General features: G+C 51.8%; 17 protein-coding genes. 8 read left to right on the top strand and 9 right to left on the bottom strand.

Annotation, left to right across the window (positions count from 1 at the left end):
• The first annotated feature begins 73 nt into the window (after positions 1-73).
• Positions 74-1,447 carry an aromatic amino acid transporter AroP gene (gene aroP / locus QUE74_RS00590; protein ID WP_000969915.1) on the top strand — a complete coding sequence of 458 codons (1,374 nt, stop codon included), beginning with the start codon at positions 74-76 and terminating at the stop codon, positions 1,445-1,447.
• Between the two features lie 42 nt (positions 1,448-1,489).
• On the opposite strand, the gene ampE is transcribed toward aroP, so the two are convergent.
• Positions 1,490-2,344 carry a beta-lactamase regulator AmpE gene (ampE, locus tag QUE74_RS00585; RefSeq protein ID WP_000172005.1) on the bottom strand — a complete coding sequence of 285 codons (855 nt, stop codon included), beginning with the start codon at positions 2,342-2,344 and terminating at the stop codon, positions 1,490-1,492.
• Positions 2,341-2,892 carry a 1,6-anhydro-N-acetylmuramyl-L-alanine amidase AmpD gene (gene ampD, locus QUE74_RS00580; protein WP_000923726.1) on the bottom strand — a complete coding sequence of 184 codons (552 nt, stop codon included), beginning with the start codon at positions 2,890-2,892 and terminating at the stop codon, positions 2,341-2,343. Before ampD ends, ampE begins: the two co-directional genes overlap by 4 nt.
• 87 nt (positions 2,893-2,979) lie before the next feature.
• Between ampD and nadC the strand changes: the two genes are divergently transcribed.
• The 4 genes from nadC (at position 2,980) to hofC (ending at position 7,103) form a co-directional block, all read left to right on the top strand.
• Positions 2,980-3,873, top strand: a complete 894-nt coding sequence (gene nadC / locus QUE74_RS00575; protein ID WP_001135168.1) for a carboxylating nicotinate-nucleotide diphosphorylase — start codon at positions 2,980-2,982, stop codon at positions 3,871-3,873.
• Between the two features lie 202 nt (positions 3,874-4,075).
• The gene (gene ppdD / locus QUE74_RS00570; protein WP_000360904.1) at positions 4,076-4,516 is read left to right on the top strand and encodes a prepilin peptidase-dependent pilin; all 441 of its coding nucleotides are present in this window, start codon (positions 4,076-4,078) and stop codon (positions 4,514-4,516) included.
• A 9-nt stretch (positions 4,517-4,525) separates the two neighbouring features.
• Positions 4,526-5,911, top strand: a complete 1,386-nt coding sequence (gene gspE, locus QUE74_RS00565; RefSeq protein ID WP_001025163.1) for a type II secretion system protein GspE — start codon at positions 4,526-4,528, stop codon at positions 5,909-5,911.
• Positions 5,901-7,103 (top strand): protein transport protein HofC, encoded by a 1,203-nt coding sequence (gene hofC, locus QUE74_RS00560; protein WP_000157286.1) that lies wholly within the window; start codon positions 5,901-5,903, stop codon positions 7,101-7,103. The genes gspE and hofC overlap by 11 nt, the downstream gene beginning before the upstream one ends.
• Positions 7,104-7,137: 34 nt before the next feature.
• Here hofC and guaC read toward each other — a convergent pair whose 3' ends face one another.
• Positions 7,138-8,181 (bottom strand): GMP reductase, encoded by a 1,044-nt coding sequence (gene guaC / locus QUE74_RS00555; protein ID WP_001217338.1) that lies wholly within the window; start codon positions 8,179-8,181, stop codon positions 7,138-7,140.
• A 155-nt stretch (positions 8,182-8,336) separates the two neighbouring features.
• Entirely contained in the window at positions 8,337-8,381 is a 45-nt protein-coding gene (locus tag QUE74_RS00550; RefSeq protein WP_120795372.1) for a protein YacM, read from the bottom strand.
• 24 nt (positions 8,382-8,405) lie between these two features.
• Here QUE74_RS00550 and coaE point away from each other — a divergent pair, with 24 nt between their 5' ends.
• Genes coaE through yacG form a run of 3 tightly spaced genes read left to right on the top strand, consistent with a single transcriptional unit; the run spans position 8,406 to position 9,976 of the window.
• Positions 8,406-9,026, top strand: coding sequence for a dephospho-CoA kinase (gene coaE, locus QUE74_RS00545; RefSeq protein ID WP_001269503.1), 621 nt, complete (start codon positions 8,406-8,408; stop codon positions 9,024-9,026).
• On the top strand, positions 9,026-9,769 hold the full coding sequence (zapD, locus tag QUE74_RS00540; RefSeq protein ID WP_001194729.1) for a cell division protein ZapD: 744 nt from the start codon (positions 9,026-9,028) through the stop codon (positions 9,767-9,769). The genes coaE and zapD overlap by 1 nt, the downstream gene beginning before the upstream one ends.
• 9 nt (positions 9,770-9,778) lie before the next feature.
• Positions 9,779-9,976 (top strand): DNA gyrase inhibitor YacG, encoded by a 198-nt coding sequence (yacG, locus tag QUE74_RS00535; RefSeq protein ID WP_000005042.1) that lies wholly within the window; start codon positions 9,779-9,781, stop codon positions 9,974-9,976.
• Positions 9,977-10,177: 201 nt separating this feature from the next.
• Here the strand turns inward: yacG and mutT are convergent, their stop codons facing one another.
• The 5 genes from mutT to ftsZ all read right to left on the bottom strand — a co-directional run bounded on the left by mutT (position 10,178) and on the right by ftsZ (position 16,306).
• Positions 10,178-10,567 (bottom strand): 8-oxo-dGTP diphosphatase MutT, encoded by a 390-nt coding sequence (gene mutT, locus QUE74_RS00530; RefSeq protein ID WP_000736012.1) that lies wholly within the window; start codon positions 10,565-10,567, stop codon positions 10,178-10,180.
• A gap of 59 nt (positions 10,568-10,626) precedes the next feature.
• Positions 10,627-13,332 (bottom strand): preprotein translocase subunit SecA, encoded by a 2,706-nt coding sequence (gene secA, locus QUE74_RS00525; RefSeq protein ID WP_000905777.1) that lies wholly within the window; start codon positions 13,330-13,332, stop codon positions 10,627-10,629.
• A gap of 61 nt (positions 13,333-13,393) precedes the next feature.
• On the bottom strand, positions 13,394-13,906 hold the full coding sequence (secM, locus tag QUE74_RS00520) for a secA translation cis-regulator SecM (RefSeq protein WP_000014320.1): 513 nt from the start codon (positions 13,904-13,906) through the stop codon (positions 13,394-13,396).
• A 230-nt stretch (positions 13,907-14,136) separates the two neighbouring features.
• Positions 14,137-15,054 (bottom strand): UDP-3-O-acyl-N-acetylglucosamine deacetylase, encoded by a 918-nt coding sequence (lpxC, locus tag QUE74_RS00515; RefSeq protein WP_000595482.1) that lies wholly within the window; start codon positions 15,052-15,054, stop codon positions 14,137-14,139.
• A 100-nt stretch (positions 15,055-15,154) separates the two neighbouring features.
• Positions 15,155-16,306 (bottom strand): cell division protein FtsZ, encoded by a 1,152-nt coding sequence (gene ftsZ / locus QUE74_RS00510; protein ID WP_000462776.1) that lies wholly within the window; start codon positions 16,304-16,306, stop codon positions 15,155-15,157.
• Between the last annotated feature and the right edge of the window lie 27 nt (positions 16,307-16,333).

Below are 16,333 nucleotides of genomic sequence, written 5' to 3'. Positions count from 1 at the left end.
ACAACAAACGGAATTGCAAACTTACACACGCATCACTGCGTAGATCAAAAAAACAATCACCGCACGAGGTTTCATGATGGAAGGTCAACAGCACGGCGAGCAGCTAAAGCGCGGCCTTAAAAACCGCCATATTCAGCTTATCGCGCTGGGTGGCGCGATAGGGACAGGGCTATTCCTGGGTAGCGCCTCCGTAATACAGTCCGCAGGGCCAGGGATTATCCTGGGATACGCCATTGCTGGTTTTATCGCCTTTCTGATCATGCGTCAGCTGGGTGAAATGGTGGTCGAAGAACCTGTCGCAGGCTCCTTTAGCCACTTTGCTTATAAATACTGGGGCAGTTTTGCCGGTTTCGCCTCTGGCTGGAACTACTGGGTACTGTACGTTTTAGTTGCCATGGCAGAGCTGACTGCCGTGGGTAAATACATTCAGTTCTGGTATCCGGAAATCCCAACCTGGGTTTCTGCCGCCGTGTTCTTTGTGGTGATCAACGCCATCAACCTGACAAACGTAAAAGTGTTTGGTGAGATGGAGTTCTGGTTTGCCATTATCAAAGTTATCGCGGTGGTAGCAATGATCATCTTCGGCGGCTGGCTGCTATTCAGCGGCAACGGCGGCCCGCAGGCGACCGTTAGCAACCTGTGGGATCAGGGTGGTTTCCTGCCGCACGGCTTCACCGGGCTGGTGATGATGATGGCGATTATCATGTTCTCTTTCGGCGGTCTGGAACTGGTGGGGATCACCGCAGCAGAAGCTGATAATCCGGAGCAAAGTATCCCGAAAGCAACTAACCAGGTTATCTACCGCATCCTGATTTTCTACATTGGTTCGTTAGCCGTTCTGCTCTCGCTGATGCCATGGACCCGCGTTACTGCTGATACCAGTCCGTTTGTACTGATCTTCCACGAATTGGGCGATACCTTTGTGGCTAATGCGCTGAACATCGTGGTACTGACTGCTGCGCTCTCCGTGTACAACAGCTGCGTATATTGCAACAGCCGTATGCTGTTTGGTCTGGCACAACAGGGCAACGCGCCAAAAGCGCTGGCGTCTGTCGACAAACGCGGTGTACCGGTTAACACTATTCTGGTGTCTGCGCTGGTTACGGCATTGTGCGTGCTGATTAACTACCTTGCACCGGAATCCGCATTCGGACTGTTAATGGCGCTGGTGGTATCTGCACTGGTCATCAACTGGGCGATGATCAGTCTGGCGCATATGAAATTCCGTCGTGCCAAACAAGAACAAGGCGTGGTAACTCGCTTCCCTGCCCTGCTTTATCCGCTGGGTAACTGGATCTGCCTGCTGTTTATGGCGGCGGTACTGGTGATTATGCTGATGACCCCAGGAATGGCGATTTCGGTATACCTGATCCCGGTATGGCTGATCGTGTTAGGTATCGGCTATCTGTTTAAAGAGAAAACCGCCAAAGCCGTAAAAGCGCATTAATCTCTCTACGCCCTCACCCGTGCAGGGTGAGGGCAATAATCTTTACACCAACGCCCCGTAAATCGTCAGTAGCGCAATTACCACCACGACCACGAACGAGGTTTTCTTCGCCATTGAAACCGCTGCCTTTGGCGTCTCCACCTTATCGACATGCGGTTCACGCGCCAGAGAGAACTGTGCCAGACGCGTTAATACCTGATATTGCGAAGTATGGAAATCACCCAGCGAAGCAAACCAGGCCGGTAACGCTTTCTCACCATGACCGATCAAGGCATATACCACACCCGCAAGACGAACCGGCACCCAATCCAGTACATGAAGCACGGCATCAATGCCGGACTGTAAACGATGATGCGGCGTCTGGTATCGCGCCAGCCAGTATTGCCATGCACGCAAAAACGCATACCCCATCAGCGTAACGGGTCCCCAGGTTCCCCCCACAATCAGCCAGAACAACGGAGCAAGATAAAAACGAAAGTTAATCCACAGCAATGCATTTTGCAGCTCACGCAAATACTCACGTTCATCGCAGCCTGCCGGGACGCCGTGAATCATGGTGAGTTCGCCAGCCATCGTGGCACGGGCATGGCTATCATTACGTGAAGCAGCTGTCAGATAAGCATGATAATGAAGACGAACTTTACCTGCGCCAATACACAGCAAACCAATCAGCAGCCACACCAGCAGCGTGGGAACGTTGAACAATACTCCCTGCAATGCGCGTAACAGTAAAAAAGTCACGCCCATCGCAATAATGGTCATGCCTAATGTGCGCCCGAGAGAAAAATGTTTCACCCGCCGGAAGAACGCCTCAAGACGATGATCAAGCTGCCAGTGCTCGCCCAGCTTAAACAGGCGCTCGAAAATTAACACCAATAGGGTTGTAAACAGCGTCATGTTGTCTCCTTGCTGACCAGGGCGCGAAACCGTGCCCAATCAAAGGCGGGGCCGGGATCGGTTTTCCGATCCGGCGCAATATCACAATGGCCCGTCATGTTATTAGCGATATCTGGATAGCGATCAATCAGTGCCCGCGTAACCGCCGCAAGCTGTTGATACTGCGCATCGGTATACGCCAGCGTATCGGTGCCTTCCAGCTCAATCCCAATAGAAAAATCATTGCAGCGTTCGCGCCCCTGATACTGAGAGACTCCGGCATGCCAGGCACGTTTATCGAAAGGAACATACTGGACTATTTCACCATCGCGGCGAATCAAACAGTGAGCGGAGACGCGCAAATGGGCGATCTCAGCAAAGAAAGGATGTGCCTGCGGATCAATAGTTCCAGTGAATAATGCGTCGATCCACGGACCGCCAAACTCGCCTGGCGGCAGGCTAATATTGTGCACCACCAGCAGGGTGGGTGTTTCGTCATCCGGGCGGCAATCGTAATGTGGTGAGGGAACGCGGCGCGCGCCAACCAGCCACCCCTGTTCTAACAACATGCAGGATCTCCTTATATGTGGTGCTAATACCCGGTTCAGAGTAGCATGTTTCTACCTTATGATTCGTTAGCTATCTGGAGTTTTAACATGCCGCCTCGCCGCTATAACCCTGACACCCGACGTGACGAGCTGCTGGAACGCATTAATCTCGATATCCCCGGCGCGGTGGCCCAGGCGCTGCGGGAAGATTTAGGCGGAACAGTCGATGCCAACAATGACATTACGGCAAAACTTTTACCGGAAAACTCTCGCTCTCATGCCACAGTGATCACACGCGAGAATGGCGTATTTTGCGGCAAACGCTGGGTTGAAGAGGTGTTTATTCAACTGGCAGGCGACGATGTCACCATAATCTGGCATGTGGATGACGGCGATGTCATCAACGCTAATCAACCCTTGTTCGAACTTGAAGGCCCATCTCGCGTGCTGTTAACGGGCGAACGCACTGCGCTTAATTTTGTGCAAACCCTTTCAGGAGTTGCCAGTAAGGTACGCCACTATGTCGAATTACTGGAAGGCACCAACACGCAGCTGTTGGATACGCGCAAAACCTTACCCGGCCTGCGTTCAGCTCTGAAATACGCGGTACTTTGCGGCGGCGGAGCGAATCACCGCCTGGGGCTTTCTGATGCCTTCCTGATCAAAGAAAACCATATTATTGCCTCCGGCTCAGTGCGCCAGGCGGTCGAAAAAGCGTCCTGGCTGCACCCAGATGCGCCAGTAGAAGTCGAAGTAGAGAATCTGGAAGAACTTGATGAAGCCCTGAAAGCAGGTGCCGATATCATCATGCTGGATAACTTCGAAACAGAACAGATGCGCGAAGCCGTCAAACGCACCAACGGCAAGGCGCTACTGGAAGTGTCTGGCAACGTCACTGACAAAACACTGCGCGAATTTGCCGAAACGGGCGTGGACTTTATCTCCGTCGGTGCGCTAACTAAACACGTACAGGCACTCGACCTTTCAATGCGTTTTCGCTGATTGCTGACAGATTTATCCGCTCCATCGCGGGCGGATAATCTCCCCTTTCCCAACTTTCTTCGTAACGCCTCGCAAATTTCTTGTCTTTCGCTGCAACGTAATAAAAAACTCCGGAAGCTGCTTTCCCGTTTCGTTTTTTGCCCCTCGCTTGTGCTGATGGCGTTTGCCAAAGTAGCGCCAACCAAATCAAGGAGCGAAACAAATGGACAAGCAACGCGGTTTTACACTTATCGAACTGATGGTGGTTATTGGCATCATTGCCATTTTAAGCGCCATTGGTATTCCCGCTTATCAAAACTACCTGCGCAAAGCCGCACTCACCGACATGCTACAAACCTTTGTGCCTTACCGTACCGCCGTAGAGTTGTGCGCGCTGGAACATGGTGGATTAGATACCTGCGACGGTGGCAGCAATGGCATTCCCTCGCCTACCACCACCCGCTATGTTTCAGCCATGAGTGTGGCAAAGGGCGTGGTGTCGCTGACCGGGCAAGAAAGTCTCAATGGGCTAAGCGTCGTCATGACACCGGGTTGGGATAACGCAAACGGCGTCACCGGCTGGACGCGCAACTGCAATATTCAAAGTGACAGCGCATTGCAGCAAGCCTGCGAAGATGTCTTTCGCTTTGATGACGCCAACTAAGGAGCGGCAATGAATATTCCACAGCTCACCGCCCTGTGTCTGCGTTATCAGGGAGTCTTGCTGGATGCCAGCGAAGAGGTGGTTCATGTTGCGGTGGTCGATGCCCCTTCGCATGAGCTACTGGACGCATTGCATTTCGCTACCACCAAACGTATTGAGATCACCTGCTGGACGCGCCAACAAATGGAAGGTCACGCCAGTCGCACCCAACAGACATTGCCCGTAGCTATTCATGAGAAGCATCAGCCCAAAGCAGAGTTGCTGACTCGAACGTTACAATCTGCGCTGGAACAACGCGCGTCTGATATTCATATCGAACCAGCGGACAATGCCTACCGCATCCGCTTGCGTATCGACGGTGTATTGCATCCTTTACCGGATGTTTTACCGGATGCCGGAGTCGCATTAACCGCCAGATTAAAAGTGCTGGGCAACCTGGATATTGCGGAACATCGCCTGCCGCAGGACGGGCAATTCACTGTCGAACTGGCAGGAAACGCCGTCTCATTTCGTATTGCGACCTTACCATGCCAGGGTGGTGAAAAGGTGGTATTAAGGTTGTTACAGCAGGTGAGCCAGGCACTGGATATCAACACGCTGGGGATGCAGCCGTTACAACTGGCGGACTTTGCTCATGCCTTGCAACAACCACAGGGACTGGTGCTGGTAACTGGCCCTACAGGCAGCGGCAAAACGGTCACGCTTTATAGTGCCCTGCAAACGCTGAATACCGCTGACATTAATATTTGTAGCGTCGAAGATCCGGTTGAGATCCCCATAGCCGGACTAAACCAGACGCAAATCCATCCGCGTGCCGGTCTTACCTTTCAGGGCGTTTTGCGTGCGTTATTGCGCCAGGACCCTGACGTCATCATGATCGGAGAGATCCGCGATGGCGAAACAGCAGAGATCGCTATTAAAGCGGCGCAAACCGGTCACCTGGAGTTGTCTACCCTACACACCAATTCCACCACTGAAACGCTGGTACGTTTACAGCAAATGGGAGTCGCCCGCTGGATGCTCTCATCGGCGCTTACGCTGGTAATAGCCCAGCGTCTGGTACGTAAACTTTGCCCACATTGTCGCCTGCAGCAAGGGGAGCCCATCCATATTCCAGACAATGTATGGCCGTCGCCGCTGCCCCGCTGGCAAGCACCCGGTTGTGTACATTGCTACCACGGTTTTTATGGTCGCACGGCCTTATTTGAAGTTCTGCCCATAACACCGGTCATACGTCAGCTTATTTCCGCTAATACCGACGTTGAATCGCTGGAAACGCACGCCCGACAGGCGGGTATGCGAACGCTTTTTGAAAACGGCTGCCTGGCGGTGGAGCAAGGCTTAACCACCTTTGAAGAGTTAATCCGCGTATTGGGAATGCCGTATGGCGAGTAAGCAACTCTGGCGCTGGCGTGGCATAACCGGCGACGGCAATGCGCAAGATGGGATGCTATGGGCAGAGAGCCGTGCTTTGCTGCTCATAGCACTACAGCAACAGATGGTTACCCCACTTAGCCTGAAGCGAATCGCCATCAATTCTGCGCAGTGGCGAGGAGATAAAAGCGCGGAAGTCATTCATCAACTGGCGACGCTACTCAAAGCCGGGTTAACGCTTTCTGAAGGGCTGGCACTGCTGGCGGAACAGCATCCCAGTAAGCAATGGCAAGCGTTGCTGCAATCGCTGGCGCACGATCTCGAACAGGGCATTGCTTTTTCCAATGCCTTATTACCCTGGTCAGAGGTATTTCCGCCGCTCTATCAGGCAATGATCCGCACGGGGGAATTGACTGGTAAGTTAGATGAATGTTGCTTTGAACTTGCTCGACAGCAAAAAGCCCAACGTCAGTTAGCCGATAAAGTGAAATCAGCGTTGCGTTATCCCATCATCATTTTAGCGATGGCAATCATGGTGGTTGTGGCAATGCTGCATTTTGTACTGCCGGAGTTTGCTGCTATCTACAAGACCTTTAACACCCCATTACCGGCGCTAACGCAGGGGATCATGACGCTGGCAGACTTTAGTGGCGAATGGGGCTGGCTGCTGCTGTTGTTCGGCTTACTGCTGGCAATAGCCAATAAGTTGCTGGTGCGCCGCCCGACCTGGCTCATCGTGAGGCAAAAATCACTGTTACGCATCCCAATTATGGGTTCACTGATGCGAGGGCAAAAACTCACGCAGATCTTTACGATTCTGGCGCTGACACAAAGTGCAGGCATTACTTTTTTACAGGGCGTAGAGAGCGTCAGAGCAACAATGCGCTGTCAGTACTGGGAGCAACTTCTGACACAAATCCAGCACGATATCAGTAACGGTCATCCTATCTGGCTGGCGCTAAAAAATGCCGGTGAGTTTAGCCCGCTCTGTTTGCAATTAGTGAGAACAGGAGAGGCATCCGGTTCGCTGGATCTCATGTTAGACAACCTCGCCCGTCATCATCGGGATAACACCATGGCGCTGGCGGATAACCTTGCAGCCTTGCTCGAACCGGTGTTGCTGGTCATAACGGGAGGAATTATCGGTACGCTAGTGGTGGCAATGTATTTGCCAATTTTCCATTTAGGCGATGCGATGAGTGGGATGGGATAACGCTGGCGTGTTACTCCACGCCAGCATTGGGAGATTACAGATTGTTGAAGATGCGGTTTTCTTGTTCCTGTACACGGATAAATGTGGTGCGCTTGGTCAGCTCTTTCAGGCGTGAAGCCCCAACGTATGTACAAGCTGAACGCAGGCCGCCCAAAATATCACGCGCGGTATTTTCAACCGGGCCTCGCAGCGGCAGCTTAACGGTTTTACCTTCTGCTGCGCGATATTCCGCAACGCCGCCAACGTGACGTTTCATCGCAGACTCGGAGCTCATGCCGTAGAACAGCATAAATTTCTCGCCGTTCTCCTCAACGATGCGACCACCGCTCTCTTCGTGGCCCGCCAGCATGCCGCCAAGCATGACGAAATCGGCACCGCCGCCAAAGGCTTTCGCGACATCGCCCGGCGTGGTGCAGCCACCGTCGCTGACGATCATTCCGCCCAGACCATGCGCAGCATCGGCACATTCGATCACCGCAGAAAGTTGCGGATAACCGACGCCTGTTTTGACGCGAGTTGTACAAACAGAACCTGGGCCAATGCCAACTTTAACGATATCAGCACCGGAGAGGATAAGCTCCTCACACATTTCACCTGTCACGACGTTGCCAGCACAAATGGTTTTGGTCGGCCACGCTTCACGCGCTTTCGCAACGAACTGCACGAAGTGTTCGGAATAACCATTCGCCACGTCAATACAAACGAAGTTTAATGCCGGGTTCAGGTCGAGAATCTGTTTAGTTTTTTCGAAGTCCGCATCAGACGTACCGGTAGAAACCATCACATGTTTCAGCACATCAGCGGAAGAATTGTTGATAAACGCTTGCCACTCTTCGACAGAATAGTGTTTATGCACAGCAGTCAGAATATCAAAAGAAGCCAGCGCAGAGGCCATAGAAAATGTGCCTACGGTGTCCATATTTGCGGCGATAATCGGCACGCCGGACCAGCTCTGACCTGAATGTTTGAAGGTGAATTGACGTTCCAGTTCAACATCGGAACGGCTTTTAAGAGTGGAGCGTTTAGGGCGGATGAGAACGTCTTTAAAACCTAACTTCAGATCTTCTTCAATACGCATGTGCGGATTCCTGGGGTTAATGGCTATAAGGGTAAGAGCGCAACTCCAGTGACGCTATCATACGCACTAATCAATGCGGCGCAAGACTGCGAAATTGTCTTTTTTTACGCTACAATCCCATAAATTTACCTGGTAAATAGTGAGCGAACGTTTCATCAATTTCGCTTTCGTGCGCTCATTTTTAACGTTTTGATAATCATGATGAATTCCCGGGAATATAAATTATGAGGTATATAGTTGCCTTAACGGGAGGCATTGGCAGTGGCAAGAGTACCGTTGCCAATGCGTTTGCTGATCTCGGAATTAACGTCATTGATGCCGATATTATTGCGCATCAGGTGGTTGAACCAGGTGCACCTGCGCTACATGCAATTGCTGATCACTTTGGCGCTAACATGATTGCTGCTGATGGAACATTGCAGCGCCGGGCCTTGCGCGAGCGGATTTTCGCCAACCCGGAAGAGAAAAACTGGCTTAACGCCCTGCTGCATCCGCTGATTCAGCAAGAGACGCAACACCAGATCCAGCAAGCATCTTCCCCCTATGTACTTTGGGTTGTGCCATTGCTGGTAGAAAACTCATTGTATAAAAAAGCGAATCGAGTGCTGGTGGTGGATGTCAGCCCAGAAACGCAACTTAAACGCACCATGCAGCGCGATGATGTCACTCGCGAGCATGTTGAACAAATTCTTGCTGCTCAGGCAACGCGCGAAGCCCGCCTTGCCGTGGCAGATGACGTCATTGATAATAACGGCGCACCGGATGCTATCGCATCGGATGTTGCCCGCCTGCACGCACACTATTTGCAGCTTGCGTCGCAGTTTGTCTCACAGGAAAAACCGTAATGCAGACCCAGGTCCTTTTTGAACATCCACTAAATGAAAAAATGCGTACATGGCTGCGCATTGAGTTTTTGATTCAGCAACTCACCGTTAATCTACCCATCGTTGACCACGCTGGCGCGCTGCATTTCTTCCGTAATGTCAGTGAATTACTGGATGTTTTCGAGCGCGGCGAAGTCCGTACTGAGCTGTTGAAAGAACTTGACCGGCAGCAACGTAAACTCCAGACCTGGATTGGCGTGCCTGGCGTGGACCAGAGCCGTATTGAAGCATTAATTCAGCAGTTAAAAGCGGCGGGGAGCGTATTAATTTCCGCGCCGCGTATCGGGCAATTTCTGCGTGAAGATCGTTTGATTGCTCTGGTGCGTCAGCGACTGAGCATCCCAGGCGGCTGTTGTAGCTTTGATTTACCTACATTGCACATTTGGCTGCATCTACCCCAGGCGCAGCGCGACAGCCAGGTAGAAACCTGGATTGCCAGCCTGAACCCGCTCAACCAGGCACTTACCATGGTGCTGGATTTAATTCGCCAGTCGGCCCCCTTCCGTAAACAAACCAGCCTGAATGGTTTTTATCAGGATAACGGTGGCGATGCCGACTTGCTGCGCCTGAATCTGTCGCTCGATTCACAGCTTTATCCGCAAATTTCCGGTCATAAGAGCCGTTTTGCCATTCGTTTTATGCCGCTGGACAGTGAAAACGGACAGGTACCGGAACGTCTGGATTTCGAACTGGCCTGTTGCTAAGGAGTAAAAATGTCAGAAACTATTACGGTGAATTGCCCAACCTGCGGGAAAACGGTGGTGTGGGGTGAAATCAGCCCGTTTCGGCCATTTTGTTCCAAACGTTGTCAGCTGATCGACCTCGGAGAATGGGCTGCTGAAGAAAAACGAATCCCCAGCAGTGGCGATCTTTCCGAAAGCGATGACTGGAGCGAAGAGCCAAAGCAGTGACATTTTATCTGATGCGACGCTGGCCTGATAAGACGCGGGCAGCGTCGCATCAGGCATCGTGTGCAAATGTCGGATGCGGCGGGAACGCCTTATCCGACCTGCAAGATCTTTTATATCAACGTGTTAAAAAATTGTAGGCCTGATAAGACGCGCCAGCGTCGCATCGGGCATCCAGTGTAAATGTTGGATGCCTTAACCGATCTACAGACACTTAAGCTTCGCAATTACCGGTTCATTGGCTGGCGGAAAATCATCGGCATTCAGACCAACCAGCGACATCCACTCACCGGGTTGCCCTTCTTTACCCCACGGCTCCCCTTCCCAGCTTTCGACCAGCCAGAACCACAGAGTTATATGCCTGTCCGGGAATTCATATTCCAGTTTTTCAAATAGCGAAAAATGTTGTGGGGTAATCCCGACTTCTTCCTGAAGTTCACGCACCACCGCCTGTTCCGGCGTTTCGCCCATTTCAATTTTACCGCCAGGAAACTCCAGTTTATTCGCCATGTGCGCATCTGCGGCGCGACGGGTTATAAAGATTTCATTGTTCTCGTTGCGAATAATACCTACCGCAATTTGCAGCTTTTTCATTGTCTTAAACCTATAAAAAAGGCGCAGAATCCTGCGCCTTTTACTTCAACTGTTAGCTTTTATTGCAGGCGACCGTGGCACTGCTTGTATTTTTTACCAGAACCGCACGGGCAAGGATCATTACGTCCAACTTTGCGTTCACCAGTTTGTGCCGCCAGTGCAGCTGCGGCTGCAGAGTCGTCATCCTGATGGCTAAGCTGCTGCATTTGCGCTAAACGCTCGGCTTCCATACGACGCTGTTGTTCCAGCTCCTCAACCTCTTCAGGCATACGTACCTGAACTTTGCTCAGCGTGCTGATAACTTCATATTTCAACGACTCCAGCATCGCTGCAAACATGGAGAACGATTCACGTTTGTATTCCTGCTTCGGATCTTTCTGTGCATAGCCACGCAGGTGGATACCTTGACGCAGATAATCCATCGCCGCCAGGTGCTCTTTCCACAGGGAGTCAAGCGTTTGCAGCATGACGCCTTTCTCGAAGTGACGCATCATCTCAGCGCCAACCACTTCTTCTTTACGCTGATACACTTCGATGGACTGCGCCAGAATACGCTCACGCAGCGTCTCTTCATGCAGTTCTGGCTCTTTGTCCAGCCACTCGGCAATCGGCAAATCGAGGTCGAAATCGTTCTTCAGACGTTCCTGCAGCCCCGGAATATCCCACATTTCTTCCAGCGACTGCGGCGGAATGTAGGCATCGATGGTCGCTTTGAACACATCTTCACGAATGCTGTTGATGGTATCGCTCACATCGCTGACATCCAGCAGTTCATTACGCTGGGAGTAAATGGCGCGACGCTGATCGTTAGCCACGTCATCATATTCCAGCAGTTGCTTACGAATATCGAAGTTACGGCTTTCAACTTTACGCTGAGCGTTGGCAATCGCTTTGGTCACCCACGGGTGCTCGATGGCTTCGCCTGGTTTCATACCCAGTTTACGCATCATGCCGGAAACACGGTCAGAAGCAAAAATACGCATCAGCGCATCTTCCATCGACAGGTAGAAACGGGAAGAACCGGCATCCCCCTGGCGCCCAGAACGACCGCGTAGCTGGTTATCGATACGACGAGATTCGTGACGTTCTGTACCGATGATATGCAGACCACCTGCAGCCAGTACCGCATCGTGACGCACCTGCCAGTCGGCTTTGATTTTTTCAATTTGCTCTGCGGTCGGATTTTCCAGCGCGGCAACTTCTGCCTGCCAGCTACCACCGAGCACAATATCTGTACCACGACCCGCCATGTTAGTCGCGATAGTCACCGCCGCGGGATAACCCGCTTGTGCAACAATCGCTGCTTCGTTAGCGTGGAATTTGGCGTTCAGAACGTTGTGTTTGATACCGGCTTTGGTCAGCTCGTTTGACACCAATTCCGATTTTTCGATGGAGATAGTACCCACCAGCACCGGCTGGCCTTTCGCAGTACGTTCTTTGATATCTTCAATGATCGCCTGAATTTTTTCCGCTTCAGTCATGTAGACCAGGTCCGGCAGATCTTTACGAATCATTGGACGGTTGGTCGGAACAACGACGGTATCCAGCTTATAGATGGAGCTGAATTCGAAAGCTTCGGTATCAGCAGTACCGGTCATCCCCGCCAGTTTTTCATACAGACGGAAGTAGTTCTGGAAGGTGATCGACGCCAGCGTCTGGTTTTCGTTCTGGATCTGTACACCTTCTTTCGCTTCCACTGCCTGATGCAGGCCATCGGACCAACGACGTCCCTGCATGGTACGACCGGTGTGTTCGTCAACGATGATAACTTCACCATCTTTAACGATGTAGTCGACGTCTCGGGTAAACAGCGCATGAGCGCGCAGCGCCGCCGTTACGTGGTGCATCAGCATGATGTTGGCCGGAGAGTACAGAGACTCCCCTTCATCCATGATGCCTTCTTTCACCAGCAGTTCTTCAATCAGCACCAGACCACGTTCGGTCAGGTTCACCTGGCGAGATTTTTCGTCCACCGAGAAGTGGCCTTCGCCCTGGAAGGTTTCGGAGTCTTCTTTTTCCTGACGGATCAGGTGCGGAATAATTTTATTCACGCGTTTATACATTTCCGAGCTGTCTTCTGCCGGGCCGGAAATGATCAGCGGTGTACGCGCTTCATCGATCAGGATGGAGTCCACTTCGTCCACCAGCGCATAGTGCAGTTTACGCTGTACACGTTCTTCAGGGCTGAACGCCATGTTATCGCGCAGGTAGTCAAAGCCGTATTCGTTGTTCGTACCGTAAGTGATGTCAGCTGCGTAAGCTTCACGCTTCGCCGGTGCTGGCATGCCCGGCAGGTTGATACCGACAGTCAGGCCAAGGAATTCAAACAGCGGACGGTTGTTTTCGGCGTCACGTTGCGCCAGGTAGTCGTTGACGGTAACAACGTGTACGCCCTTACCGGTTAATGCGTTCAGGTAAGCAGGCAGCGTTGCGGTCAGGGTTTTACCTTCACCGGTACGCATTTCCGCGATGCAGCGTTCGTTAAGAACCATACCGCCGAGTAACTGAACGTCGAAGTGACGCATACCAAAGACGCGCTTACTTGCCTCACGCACCACAGCGAAAGCTTCTGGGATCAGATTTTCCAGCACTTCGCCTTTTTCCAGACGTGCACGAAACTCTGCGGTTTTCCCTTTCAGTTCTTCGTCGGAGAGTTTTTCCATCTCCGGTTCCATGGCATTGATGATGTTGACGACTTTGCGCATCCGGCGCAGGGTGCGATCGTTACGACTACCGAAAACTTTAGTTAATAATTTGATTAGCATAATAAAATCTCAAACGCCCCGCGTTGCGGAGTCAATAAAATGAAGTAAAGGTTTATTGTTGTTAGCTGAGGCGTTGAGGGCCAGCACGGATGCCTTGCGCCTGGCTTATCCAGACGGGCGTGCTGAATTTTGCTTGCGGGGTAAAATGCGCATAATCAATGCGATAACCCTTTTCAGACGGCGTGCCTTCCTGGGTCAACAGCGCGCTGAGCGTATCCAGTAATGCAAGATGTTGCGCCTGAAGAGGCAAAGATTCTTCAGCAACGGGCAGCGTTTGCGGTGCCATTGCGAAGGAAAGATGACGGATTACCGTGCGAATGGCATGTTGATGCCAGTAATCAACGGAATAGTTCGAATTCGGGCGGCGCGTGTTCGCTTCCAGCAAGGCCAATTGACCAAAGTTAACTTTGGCTGAAGGCTCGTGGTTGCGGGTTGTCGCTTTTGCGGGCGCGTTTGGTTCGGCGGCGTTGCTGAGCGCAGGCAAACCTAAACTCGCCGCGACCATCCCTAATAAGAGATGCGGCCAGAAGTAGCGTTTACCAAACTGTCGCCAGCGCGTCAGTATTCCACTCACGTTATTGCCATCCCGATCGTATTCAAACGTATTTAGCGCACAAATCTTATCATTAAAGCCTGAAGTCCACAGCACGAATGAAGATAAGTTGTGCGTAAAAGTGCTTAAGAAAACAGCGTTCGCACCGTTTTTTATCGTTCTTATAAAATTCAAAAAAAAACGACTGGTTCACCTGGCCGGAGAGAGTGCCAGATTTGCCAGTCGAATTTTATACGACAGTATAAATGTCGTTATGCCAGTACGGCTGAAGGCGCTTTGAAGGCCAACGGCAGTTCTGCGTCGTCCTGGAAGGTCACATATTCCCAGGCTTCCTGTTTTGCAAGGACAGCCTGCAGCAGTTTGTTATTCAGTGCATGACCAGATTTATAAGCGGTAAATGCACCAATAATATTATGACCACACATGAACAAGTCACCGATCGCATCGAGCATTTTGTGACGCACAAATTCGTCTTCAAAACGCAGGCCGTCTTCGTTCAGTACGCGATAATCGTCAACAACGATGGCACAATCGAAGCTGCCGCCCAGGCACAAACCACGGGACTGCAGATATTCGATATCACGCATGAAACCGAACGTACGCGCACGGCTGATCTGGCGCATAAACGCATCAGCGGAGAAGTTCATCGCATAGCGCTGGTTGCTGGAATCAATAGCCGGATGGTTAAAATCGATGGTGAAATCCAGCGAAAAACCATTGTACGGCTTAAATTCAGCCCACTTATCGCCATCTTCGACACGAACAGTCTCTTTGATGCGAACAAATTTCTTGGCGCAGTTCAACTCGTCGATACCGGCGTCAAGCAGCAGGTATACAAACGGAGCGGCGCTGCCGTCCATGATCGGGATTTCCGGCGCGTTAACTTCGATAACAATGTTATCGATGCCCAGGCCCGCGAGAGCAGCATTGAGGTGCTCTACGGTTGAAATCCGTACATCATGCTCGTTGACCAGACACGTACAGAGCATGGTATCACGCACAGATTTGGCATCGGCCGGGAAATCTACCGGTGGATTCAAGTCGGTGCGACGATAGATGACCCCGGTGTTGGCCGGCGCAGGGCGTAACGTCAGGGTGACTTTCTTGCCGGTATGTAAACCGACACCCGTCGCCTGAACGATACGTTTAAGTGTCCTTTGTTTGATCATCGTATTATCTCGCCAAATTACCTATCCAACCGAAGTGTACTATACATTCGGCGGGCCAGTTTAGCACAAAGAGCCTCGAAACCCAAATTCCAGTCAATTCTTAATCAGCTTGCTTACGCAGGAATGCTGGGATATCCAGATAATCCGGCTCTTTCGCAGTTTGCGGTGCGTTGTCATTCACGACTTTAGCAACCGGTTTCTGCTCCTGAGTCAGCGGTGCCATCCCGTGCTGCTGGTAGCGATCCATCACTGGCTGCTGAACCTGCTTATTGGTCACCAGGGTGATTTCAGGACGTTTGTCCATACCGATACCTGTCGCAACAACGGTTACGCGCAGCTCGTCATTCATATCCGGGTCAAGAGAAGTACCGATAACCACAGTTGCGTTGTCGGATGCAAATGCACGGATGGTGTTACCTACCGTTTCGAACTCATCCAGACGCAGGTCGAAGCCCGCCGTGATGTTAACCAGCACGCCGCGCGCGCCAGACAGATCGATATCTTCCAGCAGCGGAGAGGAGATAGCCATTTCAGCAGCTTCTTCCGCACGGTCTTCGCCGCTCGCCACACCAGAACCCATCATTGCGTAGCCCATTTCAGACATTACGGTACGTACGTCTGCAAAGTCCACGTTCATCAGGCCTGGACGAGTAATCAGTTCAGCGATACCTTGCACAGCACCTTTCAGTACATCGTTCGCTGCGCCAAATGCATCCAGCAGGGAGATACCGCGGCCCAAGACTTTCAGCAGTTTGTCGTTAGGGATAGTGATCAGAGAGTCCACATGCTTGGACAGTTCAGTGATCCCCTGCTCAGCGAATGCCATACGCTTCTTGCCTTCAAAGTTGAAAGGCTTAGTCACGACAGCAACGGTCAGGATCCCCAAATCTTTTGCCACTTCAGCGACAACTGGTGCTGCACCTGTACCGGTACCACCACCCATACCCGCAGCAATAAAGACCATGTCTGCACCTTCCAGCGCCGCACGCAGTGCATCGCGATCCTCATCAGCCGCATTACGGCCAACTTCTGGATTTGCGCCAGCTCCCAGTCCTTTGGTGATACCGCTACCGATTTGAATCGTCTGTCCAACCGCTGTTTTACGCAGCGCTTGTGCATCGGTATTTACCGCGAAGAATTCAACACCTTCAATGCGCTCGCGCACCATGTGTTCAACAGCATTACCGCCGCCGCCGCCGACGCCGATGACTTTAATCACCGCGTCATTGGTAAGTTCCATTGGTTCAAACATAGTTTCTCTCCGATTTGTGCCTGTCGC

Origin of the sequence: Escherichia sp. 10290, from assembly GCF_030295155.1 — a bacterium.
Lineage (GTDB): Bacteria > Pseudomonadota > Gammaproteobacteria > Enterobacterales > Enterobacteriaceae > Escherichia > Escherichia coli_F.
The sequence above is the reverse complement of the archived record's forward strand: the minus strand, read 5'-3'. Positions and strand labels throughout refer to the sequence as shown.